Annotated in this window: 10 protein-coding genes; 4 read left to right on the plus strand and 6 right to left on the minus strand. The window is 40.2% G+C overall.

Annotated elements, in window-relative coordinates:
* Positions 1-5 precede the first annotated feature (5 nt).
* Together recN and IRQ78_RS05715 are read left to right on the plus strand one after the other, a co-directional pair.
* On the plus strand, positions 6-1,679 hold the full coding sequence (gene recN, locus IRQ78_RS05710; RefSeq protein ID WP_194441585.1) for a DNA repair protein RecN: 1,674 nt from the start codon (positions 6-8) through the stop codon (positions 1,677-1,679).
* Between the two features lie 58 nt (positions 1,680-1,737).
* On the plus strand, positions 1,738-2,136 hold the full coding sequence (locus IRQ78_RS05715; protein WP_054551519.1) for a hypothetical protein: 399 nt from the start codon (positions 1,738-1,740) through the stop codon (positions 2,134-2,136).
* Positions 2,137-2,211: 75 nt separating this feature from the next.
* Here the strand turns inward: IRQ78_RS05715 and IRQ78_RS05720 are convergent, their stop codons facing one another.
* Positions 2,212-3,807, minus strand: coding sequence for a hypothetical protein (locus IRQ78_RS05720; protein WP_194441586.1), 1,596 nt, complete (start codon positions 3,805-3,807; stop codon positions 2,212-2,214).
* Between the two features lie 150 nt (positions 3,808-3,957).
* Positions 3,958-5,553: a hypothetical protein gene (locus IRQ78_RS05725; protein ID WP_138615983.1), complete on the minus strand. Its 1,596-nt coding sequence runs from the start codon at positions 5,551-5,553 to the stop codon at positions 3,958-3,960.
* 334 nt (positions 5,554-5,887) lie between these two features.
* Here IRQ78_RS05725 and IRQ78_RS05730 point away from each other — a divergent pair, with 334 nt between their 5' ends.
* A complete protein-coding gene (locus IRQ78_RS05730; RefSeq protein ID WP_194441587.1) occupies positions 5,888-7,930 on the plus strand; it encodes an ATP-binding protein in 2,043 nt (680 codons plus the stop codon).
* Positions 7,931-7,996: 66 nt separating this feature from the next.
* Positions 7,997-8,485, plus strand: a complete 489-nt coding sequence (locus tag IRQ78_RS05735; RefSeq protein WP_194441588.1) for a hypothetical protein — start codon at positions 7,997-7,999, stop codon at positions 8,483-8,485.
* On the opposite strand, the gene IRQ78_RS05740 is transcribed toward IRQ78_RS05735, so the two are convergent.
* The 4 genes from IRQ78_RS05740 to gltB form a co-directional block, all read right to left on the minus strand.
* Positions 8,478-9,170 (minus strand): response regulator, encoded by a 693-nt coding sequence (locus tag IRQ78_RS05740; RefSeq protein WP_187489313.1) that lies wholly within the window; start codon positions 9,168-9,170, stop codon positions 8,478-8,480. The two genes, IRQ78_RS05735 and IRQ78_RS05740, sit on opposite strands and share 8 nt — an antisense overlap.
* A 12-nt stretch (positions 9,171-9,182) precedes the next feature.
* A complete protein-coding gene (locus IRQ78_RS05745; protein WP_228290467.1) occupies positions 9,183-9,395 on the minus strand; it encodes a hypothetical protein in 213 nt (70 codons plus the stop codon).
* Positions 9,396-9,657: 262 nt separating this feature from the next.
* The gene (locus tag IRQ78_RS05750; protein WP_194441589.1) at positions 9,658-11,073 is read right to left on the minus strand and encodes an FAD-dependent oxidoreductase; all 1,416 of its coding nucleotides are present in this window, start codon (positions 11,071-11,073) and stop codon (positions 9,658-9,660) included.
* Positions 11,074-11,082: 9 nt separating this feature from the next.
* A complete protein-coding gene (gene gltB, locus IRQ78_RS05755; RefSeq protein ID WP_194441590.1) occupies positions 11,083-15,540 on the minus strand; it encodes a glutamate synthase large subunit in 4,458 nt (1,485 codons plus the stop codon).
* Between the last annotated feature and the right edge of the window lie 320 nt (positions 15,541-15,860).

Raw genomic sequence — 15,860 nt, forward strand, 5'->3', positions numbered from 1 at the left:
ACAGTATGTTAATCGGGTTAGAAATTAAAAACTTTGCCATTGTAAGTAATTTAAGTACTGAGTGGCACAATGGTATGACAGCTATTACAGGTGAAACGGGTGCAGGTAAATCAATTGCAATTGATGCCCTGTCATTATGTTTAGGCGAGCGTGCAGATGCAGGTGCTGTTCGCCCAGGTACGGATCGTGCAGAAATTTGTGCACAATTTGATATTAGCCAACTCCCTCTTGCCCAGCACTTTTTAGAGCAACATTTACTCTCAAACAGTGAAGGCGAATGTTTACTACGCCGTGTTATTTGCAAAAATGGCCGCAGCAAGAGCTACATTAATGGCAGCTCAGTTACCGCTGCACAATTAAAAGAGATAGGTCAGTATTTAATTTCTATTCACGGGCAACATGCCCATCAGCATTTATTAAAAGCTGAACATCAGTTGCACCTGCTTGATGCATATGCCGGCCACAACCAGCTATTAGCTGATGTTAAAGAGCGCTTTAAAGCCTACCAAGCATTAATTAAAGAATTTAATCAACTTGAACAACAACAGCAGCAACAAGCAGCTCAAAAGCAATTACTGGAGTATCAAGTAGCTGAACTTGATGAATTTGCCCTGCAACCGGGTGAGTTCGAAGAGATTGAAGCTGAGCATCATAAACTAAGCCATAGCCAGACTATTTTAGAGTCATGCCAACGTGAGCTACAACACTTATACGAAAGTGATGAGCAAAGTGCGTGTTCATTGCTGCAACATAGCGCCCAACAATTTACAGAGCTGGCAAGCTACGATGAAAACTTATCTAGCATAGCATCATTACTGAGTGAAGCTGCCGTTCAAGTTGAAGAAGCTAGCCGCGAGATACGCAGCTATGTTGATGTAACTGATTTAGACCCTGCCCGGTTAGACGAAGTTGAAACGCGTTTAACAGGTGCTATGGACCTTGCCCGAAAACATCATATAAAACCAGAAGAGCTGGTAGAATTTCATCAGTCAATCGCAGAAGAGTTAGCATCAATTAGTTATAACAGCGACCGCCTTGTTGCTCTCGAAAGCGAAATTAACAATGCCCTTGAACAATATAAACAAGCAGCAAAACTGTTAAGTGAAAGCCGCCATAAATACGCAGATACGCTTAATCAATTAATTAGTGATAGCATGGCTAACTTATCAATGGAAAACGGCAGGTTTGCGATTGATATTCAACAAACTAGCGATAAAGCGCCAAGTGCAATGGGTTTTGATACGGTGTCGTTTTTAGTATCTACCAACCCAGGTCAACCGTTACAAGCACTGTCTAAAGTGGCTTCTGGTGGTGAGTTATCGCGAATTAGTTTAGCTATTCAGGTCATTATTGCTCAGCGTGTTACAACGCCGACTCTTATTTTCGATGAAGTAGATGTGGGTATTTCTGGACCAACCGCGTCTGCAGTTGGCAAGCTTTTACGCCAATTAGGTAAATCAACTCAAGTTATTTGTGTAACTCACTTGCCGCAGGTTGCAAGCTCTGGACATCAGCAATTTTTTGTAGCTAAAGAAATTGCAAACGGCGAAACCTACACTCAAATGAATAAGCTATCTAAAGAAGGCCGTATTGATGAAATTGCCCGACTACTTGCCGGTGACAATATCAGTAAAATGGCTAGAGCAAATGCCAAAGAGCTTATAAGCGCACATGCATAACCCATTTTTAGCTATGAAACTTAGATTGTTGATGAATTTGATGGTATAGAGTTTATAAATGAAAAATAAAAATATACTTACAGCTTTGGGTCTTGCCTTAATAACGCTTAACTCAGGGCATTCGTTTGGCGCAGTGGTTGAGCCACCCTATAACGATACGCAGTTAGTCGTTGCTTTATTTAAATGTATTTTGTTTGTCTTGCCCTCAACTACATTGTTGCTGGTTCTATGGAGTCACTGGAAGCACTTAAGATTTAAGCAATTATTACAAACAGTATTAAATTATTCATTGGTCATCATGTTAGCTAGCTTGATAATGGTTAATCATCTAACAGCTGGGCTTTCATCATGGTTAGTTGTGTTTGCTGGTATTCATTCATTGCTTGTTGGCATTAATTATTTATTGGTTAAACAACACACTAACAGGATAAAAAATACACTTACTAGTTGCTGGTAATGAAATTACTTTGGCTGCAAAAAAAATCGCGAAACAGCACGTTTCGCGATTTTAGTTCTTATTTGCTGATTAGCGTTATTCGATTTCGCTAGCTAAATATATCAAATTCATAAATAAACGGTCTGTCATACTACTAACTCCGGTACCATTGGTATAATTACCAACTTTATTTTGAGAGTTAATAATTGCATTATCTGCGAGTAATATATCACCCGATTTCAAGTCAAAAACCACTGTCGGTAAGCCATCTGGATTGACAGCTAACACTTGGCTTTCTTCTGGCATTACTGAGAAGTATCCCTTTGAACCACCGGCCTGATAAAAGCGTGTAACCTCTCCAAAAGGACCTGCAAATATAGCTTGTTGTATTTGAGAGTTTAAACCTTCTGGGTTTTGGGTATTTGGTCCATCTTTGTAGCCTTCTCTGGTTACTGTATAACCCCACTTTGAATACACCTTCTCGTCAGTCATATCGGAATCTGATGCTATGATGACAACATTTCCTTTCTTCTCTGACCAATTATATAGCTCTGCAATTTCTGTTTCAGTAAAATCACTGTTGTAAAAACTACCCATAAAGAAGATATCAGTGTTATAGCTTTCAATCGCTTCCTGAGTAATTGAGCCTGATGCCGCAAAATCATGATTAACCGATACTGATTTAGCTACAACCCCACTTTCACCAAAATTTTCTGGGCTTGCAAGTTTAGCCATCGGTAAATCAAACAAGTAAGCGTTTAATGTGTAGTTTTGCCATTGTGCCTTTCTTTGCTTATCAATACTCGTAATTACAAGCGACTCTACTCCTGTACTACAAGTAGGCTGCGCATAACATGCAACAGGCTTTAGAGTATTTAGTGCTAAATCGTTTATTCGCACTGGGTATGTCCCCAATGTGCATGTTTTACCTGTTTCGATTGATGCTTTATATAATTTAGTAATATTAAAATTACCTTGATCATTAATGACTTCACGGGAAATTACCAATTCGTCATTTTGATTTAGAGCAGCACCTGTTACCGTCGTTAAACCATGTTCAGATTTTTTTGTTAACTCCAGTGTTTCCGGATCCAATAAAAAAATGCTTGTGGCAGAGATGAGGTAAACCTCACCATTTTTAACAACCATGTCGCCACGCAGAATATCTGAACTACTATCGTAGCCCTTCATATTGCCTAAGAACTGAGTTTCACCTGAATCAATAGCAACCTGGTAAAGCTTACTCCCTTTAGAGCCATAAATAACGTCTTTGTTAGGGTCATAAGCAAGACGGGTCATAGGGTTAGTACGTGCCACTACAGTGTGTTTGCCTGTAGACATATCAACATAGGCGAGTTGTGTAAATCGATACTTGTCGGCTTTTATAGGCAGATCATTTAACTCTTCATCTGATAAGTTGAGAACACTCGTATCCAGTTTATAAGTTAAAGGTCTTGGGGCTGAAACATAATAGAGTCTATTTCGATAGCTATCAAAAGCCATTGCTGCGGATGAGAACTTTGCAGCAGAATGAATGTTAGCCGTTTGCGCTTGCTCATCTAAAGAAAAAACGAAGCCCGAGCTCCCTCTCCCTGAGTTGATTCCATATAACTCACCCGTACATTCAGACGCACTAAGGCCAGCAGGTATTAAGCCTAAAAGGCTAACTGTAGATAATAAAAACTTTTTCATTTTAAATTCCTTTCAATGTAAAAATAACTCACTTCCTGTTCAACTTTATTACTATCCTCCTTAGAATTTTGAACGAAATTGGTATAAAACTCACAAACAAAATCGCGAGGCCATAAGCCTCGCGATTTCAATTAGCGTCTAAAATTACAATTAATCGATTTCACTCGCATAATTGATTAAGTTCATAAATAAACGGTCTGACATGCTCGATACCTCGGTACCATCAGTAAAGTTGTCTTCTTTATTTTGTGTTGTCAGCATACCGCTATCAGCAAGTATTATGTCGCCTGTTGCAGCATCTAAAACAATTGTAGGCAAGCCATCCTGATTTACAGCTAAGACTTGAGTCCCTGAAGGCATTTCAGAGAAGTAGCCTTTTGCGCCACCAGCTTGGAAAAAGCGAGATACTTCACCAAATGGTCCTGCAAAGATTGCCTCTTGAGCTGCACTACCCACTCCTTCTGGGTTTTGTGTATTTGGACCATCAACATAACCATTGCGAGTTACTGTATAGCCCCATTTAGCATATACTTTTTCATCTGGCATATCAGAATCTGCTGCGATGATTACAACATTTCCCTGCTTTTTAGACCAGTTGTAAGCTTCATTTAATTCGCTGTCTGTGAAGTCGCTTTTGTGGAAACTACCAATAAAGAAAACATCGGTGCCATAAGCATCTATCGCAGCTTCAGTAATCGAATTTGCCGCTGCAAAATCATGATTTACAGATACTGTTTTATAAACAGTTCCCTGTTCACCAAAGTTTTCTGTACTTAAAAGCTTCGCAAGTGGTTTATCCATCAAGTGACCATTTAGTGTATAATTTTGCCACGTTGCTTTTCTTTGCATATCAATACTTGTAACAACAAAAGAGTCTGGCTCTACACTACATGTAGCTTGAGCATAGCAAGCAACTGGTTTTGCTGTATTTAGCGCCAAATCATTTATGCGCATCGGGTAGGTTCCCATTGCACACGTTTTGCCAGTCTCAATCGATGCTTTATATAACTTGGTAGTATTATAGTGACCTTGATCGTTTATAATTTCTCTAGAAATTAATAGCTCACCATTTTGATCAAGCGCAGCACCTGTAACAGCAATTAAGCCATGCTCTGATTTTTTCGTTAACTCCAATGTGTTCAAATTAACGGAAAAAATACTCGTAGCACTGATCAAAAATAGTTGGCCATCTTTAAAAACCATATCACCGCGTAAAATATCTGAGCTGTCGCCATAGCCAGTTAAGTTACCAAGTAATGTAGTTTTTCCTGATACAGGATCAACAGTATATAACTTGCTTCCTTTAGAGCCATACATCATGTCAGTATTAGCGTCATAAGCCAGTCGAGTCATTGGATTAGATCGAGAAACTACTGTGTGTTCACCAGTTGCCATATCAACATAAGCAAGCTGAGTATATTTGTATTTAGCCCCCTTAATTGGCAGATCTTTTAACTCATCTTCAGATAAGTTCAAATCACTAGGATCAAGTTTGTAAGTTAGCGGTCGAGGAGCTGAAACATAATATAATCGATCCCTTGCACTATCATAGGCCATAGCAGCAGAAGAAAACTTTGCTTTTGAGTGAATAGCGGCTGTTTGCTCTTGCTCATTTAAAGAAAAAACAATGCCTAGATGGCCGCGACCAGAATTAATTCCATACAACTCACCCGTACATTCATTAGCGACTACATTTGTAGATAAAGCACTTGTGACTGCAAGAACTGAAAGTAGCGATTTTTTCATATTATTACACCTAAAAATTAGGCCGACTAACTAAAATAATTAATAAAAATAATTAAATTACTGCTTTAGCATCAGGCCATTACGTTTAAATTTTGTACGCAATAATTTTATTTCGCTACAGTTCAAACACAATCAGAAATTACTGATTTGTCTCGATTTATTATAAAAACAGACATAACAATTAGCACCAATTATGTAAAACACACTTTAGTATTGACAATGGCTAATAACTTCTGATTTTCTATATTCTCAATGTTTTAATATTCTTACTGCTCCATATTTTCCACACATTTTCTCAGTAGCATAACGGCAAACTTGGTCACCGAAATATTTAATGAAGCTAACTGTAACTTTAATTCTTGCTCTTCTTTCTCTTCCTTGTATGGCTAATACAGATCACATACCGCAGATAGAAGAAATATTTGCCTTAGAGCAGAAAGGAAACCTAAAAAAAGCACTATTGTTAATTGAACAACTACAAAGCAAGAACACGCCTGTCGCAAAATCAACGATTGATTTGATAAAAGCCCCCATATTAAGAAAACAAGGGCAATACGAGGCTGCAATAGAGTTACTTTTACCTTTACAGCATATTGCTGAGTTATCCAAAGAAGAGCATTATCAAATCCAAAAAGAGCTTGGTATCAATTACAGACGTCAAGTTAAAACGACCCAAGCTCAGCAGCATTATATGACAGCACTCAAACTAGCTTACGAGTTAAAGGATAAAAACAAACAGGCACAAAGCCATAGTAATCTGGGTACCTTATATGACACGTTGAATGATCTAGACCAGTCTATGTTTCAGCAATTAAAAGCACAAAAGCTTTTAATTGGCAGTAAAGATAATGAGTTAATCGCCACCAATTTTTATATTTTAGCAAACCTTTCTCATCGCCTAGATGATCTTGCTCAGTCTGAATACTTCTACAAAAAAGCACTTGAGTTTGATATTAAAACAAAAAATCAAATAAACATTGCAGATACCAGCTTACAGTTGGCAAAGTTAGTTTATAAACGTGGTGACTATGAGCAAGCTTTGCCCTTATTAAAAAATGCCTACTCACGCTTAGCTGATTTAAATGCTTATGAAGGTATGGCAACAGCAAAGCATACGCTAATGCAACTATATTTAAAGCTCGAAAATAAACATATGGCTTTAAGTAGTGCAGATTCAGGCCTCAGAGCAGCACTTAAATCTGGCTCAGCATTGAGTCAAATATATTCATATTTCAATTTAATTGAACTCCACCTGCCACTTAAGAACTCGCAATTGATTGACCTCTATTTAAGTCGTTCAAAAGAACTTATCGAAGGAATTGATAATCGGTTACTAAATAAAAAGCTGCATGGCTACACCGCAGTTTATGCCGAACTTATCGGTGACTACAAACTCGCAACTGAGCAATTGAAGCTTGAAAATAAACTGGCCGAGTCTTTGTTTGAAGAACATTTAAATCAAGCCGTTGAAAAAAACAAAAAGCAATTAACAGCAATCGAGCAACAGCAACGTATTGATGATGAAGTGCAAAAAAATAAGCTCACTACTGCACAAATGAATAACCAACGACTAGAAAAACAGATTTGGTTATTGTCTGCGGGTATTGTTTTGTTGTTCACGACTCTTGCGCTCGTGCTTTATTACTTCAAGCATCGAAAAGCGCTATTTAAAGCAAAACTTTATCAATATAACCTGCTTGAAAAAGACAAAATGCTTGCTGATATATCCCATGAATTACGCACCCCTTTAAGCGTATTAAAACTGCATATAGAAGCACTTGAGCTCGATATTCAAGAAAACCGCGATCTAGCCTATAGCAAGATTAATGGCAAAATAGCGCAACTTAACAACCTAATTTCAGATGTGTATCAGTTATCTCAAGCAGAAAACAAAACTCTCGCGCTAAATCTCCAACGCTTAAATGCTGCAAATGTCTTTGCTGAGTACGAGCAAGACATGCGTCATTATGTTCGCAGCCACCACCTGACATTTTTTTCAGACATTATTATTGCTAATGATGTTGAGATCACGGTAGATAAACAAAAGCTCGATCAGATCCTTAATAATATTTTTACTAATGCCTGCCTATATACCGACAGCCCAGGTCATGTTCGGCTCAAAGTGAGAACTAACAAGCAAGAGCTGTTTATTCAAGTCGATGATACTTCTCCGGGAGTAGGTAAAGCCCATATAGGCAAACTCTTTGACCGTTTATATCGTGTTGAAGAATCTCGAAGCCGCGCATCAGGAGGCTCAGGTTTGGGGCTATCAATTTGCCAGAGTTTTGTCGAATTAATGTCTGGCAGTATCAGTGCATTACCGGGTAAGTCGGGTGGATTATGTATCCGAATTTTACTGCCTTTAAGCAATAAATAAGCTTCTCCATTTTTCCACCATATTTTATTGCTTAAATAGCATAATAAACTACTGTGGAATGGAACCATGTCAGAGTCATTAAAGCATGCTCAATGGGCAAAATCTGTTGAGCGTAAACACCGCCAAAGCAAAGTTAAAAAAGCCAAAAAATCACCTTTTCCTATCTGCGCCGCGCTTGCTTGTGTGCTATTGAGTGCTGGGTTTTATTATGCGAGTTATGAAAAACCGAAAGAGTATCCACCGTTATCTGCAGCTGCGAAACAGCGTATCTCGCAATTTTTTGCCAAACAGTTTTTACTGGGGCAATGGCGCTTAAATAAAATTAACTACTCATCTGATGCAATTCAGGTGTATGTGCAAACGCCAAGCAAAATTGCTCTAGAAGGTGAAGCTTTGAGTCAATATTTACATTACGCTTTATGCCCTGTGGCTAGCAAACGCATTTGGCAAGATATCAAAACGAGGGAATTATCAGTGTATGTGTTTAGCCATTCGATTCGAAAAGGTGATCGAACAGTATGTAATTTAGAAAGCGATGAACGCCAAATCAATTGATTTGACGTTCATCATAGCGATAGCCAGCACCATAAACGGAAGCGACTATCTTAGGAGAGAAATCTAAACTCTTAAGCTTTTTGCGAATATTTTTAATATGGCTGTCGATTACCCGATCGGTAATATCAAAGTTGTTTGGTTGGATATGGTCAAGTATCTGCTGCCTAGAAAAAACACGCTTTGGGGCTTTGTACAAAAGTTTAAATACGTCAAATTCCACTTTTGTTAAACCTAAAGAGACACCTTTAATTTCAACTTCAAGCGCATCTTCTATTAAGCAAATTGCATCAGTCGCTTGCACTACTACATCGGTACTAGGTGCTGACGCACAACGCCTTAAAATAGCTTTAACACGCATCACCAGCTCTGCGCCGCTAAAAGGTTTACAAACATAGTCATCGGCACCATGTTCTAGCCCTTTTAGCCTATCAGCCTCTTCAACTTTAGCAGTTACCATAATAATAGGTACCATAGAAAAAGCGCGGATCTGCTTCATGCACTCCACGCCATCTAAATTAGGTAACATTACATCTAAAATTATCGCATCTGGATTATTTTCTTTAACCCACGACACCACAGCACTGCCATTAGTGATGTGGTGAGTGGTAAAGCCAGATGCATTGAAGAACAACAGCACTTGTTCTGCAATATCTAAGTCGTCTTCAACGACTAATATCTGCGGCATTTCTATTTCCGTTTATATTTTTTTTATTGTTCTAAGTTGTTGCTTCACCATCGCTTTAAGCGTATCTGATAAGGTTTCATCTAATAAAACCATAGTCAGAATATCGTGCAGATCTTCACTATTCATAACCTCATTGAGTAAATCATTTTCAGATTTCGAATTTGGCTGAAAAAAGCTTAACTGCTCGTCATTTGTGTGTTCGCAAAACATTTTCTTTTTATCCATGTTGTTAGCATCAAATATTAAGATGGGCTTCTGCCTCTACTAAATATTAAAACGCAACAATATGGAGCAAATATGGAGTTAGTACGAAATAATGAATTTTTTCTGTTCAACAGTTAGATTCATTCCTAGATTTTAGGTAATAAGCGCTATTTTTTCATTATTTTTCTAAAACTAGGTTAAATTTTCGTATCAATAAAATGATAGGCAATAAAAAAGCAAGCTCGGTAGCTTGCTTTTAAAAGTGTTGAATGGCGCCTTAGAATTAAACGCCTAAATAATCCATAATCCCTTCCGCGGCATTTCGGCCTTCGAAAATAGCCGTTACCACTAAATCTGAACCGCGGACAATATCGCCACCGGCAAAAATCTTAGGGTTGGTTGTTTGGTGAGTAAATTCACCTTTTTCTGGTGCATTGATACCACCCCAATGATTGATTTCAACACCGTACGGTTCTAACCAATCCATTTTATGAGGTTTAAAACCAAACGCCATGAGCACTTTAGTTGCTTCAATAACATGCTCAGAACCCGCAACTTCTTCAGCACGACGACGACCATTTTCGTCCGGCTCACCAAGTTGGGTTTTCACCATCTTAACGCCAGCAACTTTACCTTGCTCATCAACCACAATGCCTTTTGGCTGAACGTTAAAGGTAAACTCAACGCCCTCTTCACGGGCATTTTTAACTTCGCGCTTTGAGCCTGGCATGTTTTCTTCGTCACGACGATATGCACAAGTAACCTGTGTAGCCCCTTGACGAATAGAGGTTCTCACACAGTCCATTGCTGTATCACCACCGCCTAATACAACGACTTTTTCGTTCGCCATATCAATATAAGCTTGCTTGTCTTCTGCATAGCCCATAACACGGTTAGTGTTACCAATTAAAAACGGCAGTGCATCAAACACACCCTCTGCATCTTCATTCTCAAGGCCTGCACGCATACTTTGATAGGTACCCACCCCTAAGAATACGGCATCATATTCAGCCAAAATTTCATCAAGGGTAATGTCAACGCCAACTTCAGTGTTTAGCTTAAACTCGACACCCATTTCCGTAAAAATTTCACGACGCTTTTGCATTACTTCTTTTTCAAGCTTAAATGAAGGAATACCAAACGTAAGAAGGCCACCGATTTCTGGGTGACGGTCAAACACCACAGGCTTAACACCGTTACGTACTAAAATATCCGCACAACCTAAGCCCGCTGGACCTGCACCAATGATAGCCACTTTTTTGTCAGACCATACCACATACGACATATCTGGTTTCCAGCCCATTTTAAATGCCGTATCAGTGATGTACTTTTCGATATTACCGATAGTGACAGCACCAAACTCTTCTTCAAGTGTGCAAGAGCCTTCACACAAGCGATCTTGTGGACAAACTCGTCCACACACCTCTGGTAAGCTGTTTGTACGGTGAGACAGCTCTGCCGCTTCTAAAATACGGCCAGTACGAATGAGTTTTAACCATTGTGGAATATAGTTATGCACTGGGCATTTCCATTCACAGTACGGATTACCACAATCTAAACAGCGATCCGCCTGTGAGTTAACTTGTGTCTCAGAAAACGGCTCGTAGATTTCTACGAAAGATTGTTTACGTGCTGAAATTGGCTTTTTACGCGGATCAACACGTTGTACATCGATAAACTGGTATACATTTTCGCTCATACTACCCCCTTACTGAGCCTGAACACGAAGCTCTGCGCTACTGCGCGCTCGGTGTCCGAGTAAACTTTTTACATCACTAGATTTTGGCTTAACTAATTTAAACATTGGCATGTATAAATCGAAGTTAGCTAAAATCTGCTCAGCGCGATTTGAGCCGGTAAGCTCTAAATGCTCAGCAATGAGGCCGCGTAAATGTTCTTGATGTGACGCTAACCCTTCAAGGGTAACAATTTCAACAAGCTCAGGGTTAATGCGTTTTTCAAAGTCGTTGCCCTCATCAAGAATATACGCAAATCCCCCTGTCATACCTGCACCAAAGTTAATACCTACTTTGCCAAGTACGCAAACCACACCACCTGTCATGTATTCACAGCCATTGTCACCAACACCTTCTACAACCGCTTGAACGCCTGAGTTACGCACTGCAAAACGCTCACCGGCACAGCCTGCAGCAAATAACTTACCGCCTGTTGCACCATATAAACAGGTATTACCGGCAATGGTCGCTTTGTGGCTTTCAAACGATGAACCCAGCGGTGGGCGAATTACTAGCTTACCGCCAGCCATGCCTTTACCAACATAGTCATTGGCATCACCAACCAGTGTCATTTCAAGGCCACCCGCATTCCATACACCAAATGACTGACCCGCTGTACCATGAAGCTCAACAGAGACAGGATCAGCAGCCATACCTTGGTTACCGTGTTTAGAAGCGATATAGCCAGATAACATAGCGCCCACTGAACGGTCTGTATTGCAAATACGGTTAACCAGTGAGATACCTGATTTTTCATCAATTGCTTGTTTAGCTTTTTCAAGCAAGGTTTCATTTAGCTGACCTAAGTAGTGTGAGCTATTTGGCGCACTACAATACAGTGTTTCACCCGTTGGGTTGTTAGGCACAGCAATCACAGACGACAGATCGACTTTCTTTTGTTTCTCTGTGTTGCCTTCGATTGCTTCAAGTAAGTCCAAACGACCAATTAAATCTGTTAAACGAGTTACACCTAAACTTGCCATAATTTGGCGAGCTTCTTCGGCTATAAACTTAAAATAGTTCATCGCCATTTCTGGTAGGCCATGATAATGCTTTTGGCGCAGCGTATCGTCTTGCGTTGCAACACCAGTCGCACAGTTGTTTAAGTGACAAATACGTAAATATTTACAACCAAGTGCCACCATAGGGCCAGTACCAAAGCCAAAGCTTTCAGCACCTAAAATAGCCGCCTTAATGATATCTAGACCCGTTTTAAGACCACCATCTGTTTGCAAACGAATACGGTGACGTAAACCATTTTCTACCAGCGCTTGCTGGGTTTCAGCAAGACCAAGCTCCCAAGGGCTACCTGCATACTTAACAGAGGTAAGCGGGCTTGCACCTGTGCCACCGTCATAACCAGCAATGGTAATTAAATCTGCATAGGCTTTAGCTACGCCAGTTGCGATAGTACCTACACCCGGCTCAGAAACGAGTTTCACCGAGATCAGTGCATCTGGGTTTACTTGTTTTAAATCGAAAATAAGCTGGGCTAAATCTTCAATCGAGTAAATATCGTGATGCGGCGGAGGCGAAATCAAGGTCACACCTGGCACTGAGTAACGTAATTTTGCAATATACGGCGTTACTTTTTCACCCGGTAATTGACCACCCTCACCTGGTTTTGCACCTTGCGCCACTTTAATCTGAATGACATCAGCGCTACGTAAGTAATGTGGTGTAACACCAAAACGGCCCGAAGCAACTTGCTTAATACGTGAGTTTTTCTCTGTACCGTAGCGAAGCTTGTCTTCACCACCTTCACCAGAGTTTGAACAACCCCCTAAGCGGTTCATTGCAATCGCGAGTGCTTCATGTGCTTCTGGCGATAATGCACCAATACTCATTGCAGCAGAGTCAAAACGTTTGTAAAGCTCAGTTGCTGGCTCTACGTCATCAACACTCACACCGCTTTCAGGAATTTTCACCGCCAACATGTCACGTAAATTGGTGATCGGACGGTTATTTACTAAATCAGCATAAGCCAAGTAGTCTTTATAATCCCCAGAGCGTACTGCCTTTTGCAGTGTTTGAATAACATCTGGGTTATAAGCATGGTACTCACCACCGTGAACATATTTTAGTAAGCCACCATGACTTAATAACTTACGTTTACTAAATGCCAGCTTATGAAGTTTACGTTGGTCATCATCAAAATCAGTAAAACACGCCCCTTTGATACGACTAGCTACACCGGTAAAACAGGTTTCTACAACCGCATCTGATAAACCAACTGCCTCAAATAACATCGAGCAGCGGTACGAAGCGACAGTACTGATCCCCATTTTCGACATGATTTTATACAGACCCTTGTTGATCGCATTACGATAAGCAAGCGTTACTTCGCAATAGCTCTTGTTTAAAATCTTTTTGTCACTCATTGCAACTAATGATTCATATGCAAGGTACGGATAAATTGCCGTTGCACCAAAACCAAGTAATACCGCAAACTGATGCGCATCACGGACACTACCCGATTCGATGATGATATTAGATTCACAACGTAAGTTATTATCGACTAAACGCCTTTGAATTGAACCAACCGCCATCGCAGCCGGGATCGGCAAATGCGTTTCGCTAAAGTTACGATCACTTAAAATAAGCATGACACAGCCTGACGCTGCTTTTTCTTGTGCTTCATCACAAATACGTGTGATTGCTTTTTCTAAGCCTTCTTCTTGTGTGTAAGTGATATCAATTTTACAGTAGCTGTAATGCTCATCGTCAGCATTGATCAGCTGTTGCATATCAGCGTACATCAAAATCGGCGTATCAAACTGTAAACGCTTAGCGTGGCCGGTTGTTTCGTTAAATACGTTTTGCTCACTACCAATACAGGTTGCCAGTGACATAACGTGATTTTCACGAAGTGGGTCAATTGGTGGATTGGTTACTTGCGCAAATTTTTGTCGGAAATAATCAAACAGTGAGCGATGGCCTTCTGACAGTACCGCAAATGGCGTGTCATCACCCATTGAACCTGTTGCTTCTTGACCATTTTCACCCATTACACGAATTACACTATCAAGCTCTTCGTTGGTGTAGCCAAACATTTTTTGATACTTAAGCAGTGTTTCGTCATCAAAAGAACGGTTACCGGCATCTTTTTCAGATAACTGTTCAAATGGCGTTAAACGCTTAACGTTTGCTTCAAGCCATGCTTTATATGGATGGCGTGACTTAAGATCTTGGTCAATCTCATCTGAATGCCAAATTTTACCTTGATGAGTATCAATAACTAATAACTCACCTGGGCCAACACGGCCTTTTTCAACCACTTCGTCTGGCGCGTAGTCCCAAATACCGACTTCTGATGCAAGGGTAATAAAACCATCTTGGGTAATTACATAACGCGCTGGGCGTAAACCGTTACGGTCAAGGTTACAAGCAGCAAAACGACCGTCAGACATGACAATACCAGCTGGGCCATCCCATGGTTCCATATGCATTGAGTTAAAGTCGTAGAATGCACGTAGATCATCATCCATAGCACGGTTTTTTTGCCATGCTGGCGGCACAAGCATACGCATTGCACGGAATAAATCCATGCCACCGGCTAAGAACAATTCAAGCATATTATCTAAACTTGAAGAGTCAGAGCCACTTTCGTTCACGAATGGTGCTGCTGATTGCAAATCAGGAATAAGTGGTGAGGCAAACTTATACGCACGGGCACGAGCCCATTGGCGGTTACCTTGAATCGTATTAATTTCACCATTATGTGCTAGATAGCGGAATGGTTGCGCCAGTGGCCAACGAGGTTGTGTATTAGTAGAGAAACGTTGGTGGAATACACAAATCGCACTGGTCATGCGGATGTCAGCTAGGTCTAAATAAAAGTTAGGTAAGTCTACAGGCATCATTAAGCCTTTATAGACAGTAACTAAACCAGATAAGCTGGCAATATAAAAATGTTCATCGTTTTCGAGGCGTTTTTCAGCACGACGACGCGCTACATACAAGCGACGTTCTAAATCTTTTGGACGCCAGCCTTCTGGTGCGCTTACAAAAATTTGTTCAAAGCCTGGTAGTTGTTTTTTTGCAATTGGCCCTAAACATGACGCATCGGTAGGTACTACGCGCCAGCCTTGAATGCTCAAGGTTTCTTTTTCGAGTTCTTCACTCAACACATCTTTAGCTGTTTGCGCAAGTACAGGATCGGCATTTAAAAATACCATGCCAACGGCGTAGTTCTTTCCTAAATGCCAATCATGTTCGCTGGCAATAGCACGAAAGAAGCTATCAGGTTTTTGCATTAATAAACCACAGCCATCACCTGTTTTACCATCTGCAGAAATACCCCCACGGTGCTCCATGCGATCTAAGCCAGTGATTGCTGTTCGAATCAAGCGGTGACTCGCCTGACCATTGACCTGGGCTATTAAGCCAAAGCCACAATTATCTTTTTCTAATTTTGAGTCGTATAACATAGACCCCTCCCCTTGCTACAACGACTAGCGGTTCAGTCTTTTGTGACAGTGCTAGCAGACGAACAAAACTATCGCCAAATACCTCATGAGTCAATAGAGTTTTGAATACATATTCATATTCATGAATATTTCTCACTTAAGGTACTTTTTAAATTCTATGCTATTTTTTTACATTTAGTCGTATTTTACCCGTTATTTTTTTATGACACTGGTGTCAAATTTAACAACTTGTAAAAAAACAATCTAAAAACCCGCCACTTTACGTTAACGTAAACTGCGCTTTATTTTGAATAATTATTCAAACTATGAATATCAATGCA

Origin of the sequence: Pseudoalteromonas simplex (assembly GCF_015278155.1) — a bacterium.
Taxonomy (GTDB): Bacteria; Pseudomonadota; Gammaproteobacteria; order Enterobacterales; family Alteromonadaceae; genus Pseudoalteromonas; species Pseudoalteromonas simplex.

Coding starts and splice junctions, on each gene's coding strand:
- recN (WP_194441585.1), top strand. CDS start 6: ATGTTAATCGGGTTAGAAATTAAAAACTTTGCCATTGTAAGTAATTTA.
- IRQ78_RS05715 (WP_054551519.1), top strand. CDS start 1,738: ATGAAAAATAAAAATATACTTACAGCTTTGGGTCTTGCCTTAATAACG.
- IRQ78_RS05720 (WP_194441586.1), bottom strand. CDS start 3,807: ATGAAAAAGTTTTTATTATCTACAGTTAGCCTTTTAGGCTTAATACCT.
- IRQ78_RS05725 (WP_138615983.1), bottom strand. CDS start 5,553: ATGAAAAAATCGCTACTTTCAGTTCTTGCAGTCACAAGTGCTTTATCT.
- IRQ78_RS05730 (WP_194441587.1), top strand. CDS start 5,888: ATGAAGCTAACTGTAACTTTAATTCTTGCTCTTCTTTCTCTTCCTTGT.
- IRQ78_RS05735 (WP_194441588.1), top strand. CDS start 7,997: ATGTCAGAGTCATTAAAGCATGCTCAATGGGCAAAATCTGTTGAGCGT.
- IRQ78_RS05740 (WP_187489313.1), bottom strand. CDS start 9,170: ATGCCGCAGATATTAGTCGTTGAAGACGACTTAGATATTGCAGAACAA.
- IRQ78_RS05745 (WP_228290467.1), bottom strand. CDS start 9,395: ATGGATAAAAAGAAAATGTTTTGCGAACACACAAATGACGAGCAGTTA.
- IRQ78_RS05750 (WP_194441589.1), bottom strand. CDS start 11,073: ATGAGCGAAAATGTATACCAGTTTATCGATGTACAACGTGTTGATCCG.
- gltB (WP_194441590.1), bottom strand. CDS start 15,540: ATGTTATACGACTCAAAATTAGAAAAAGATAATTGTGGCTTTGGCTTA.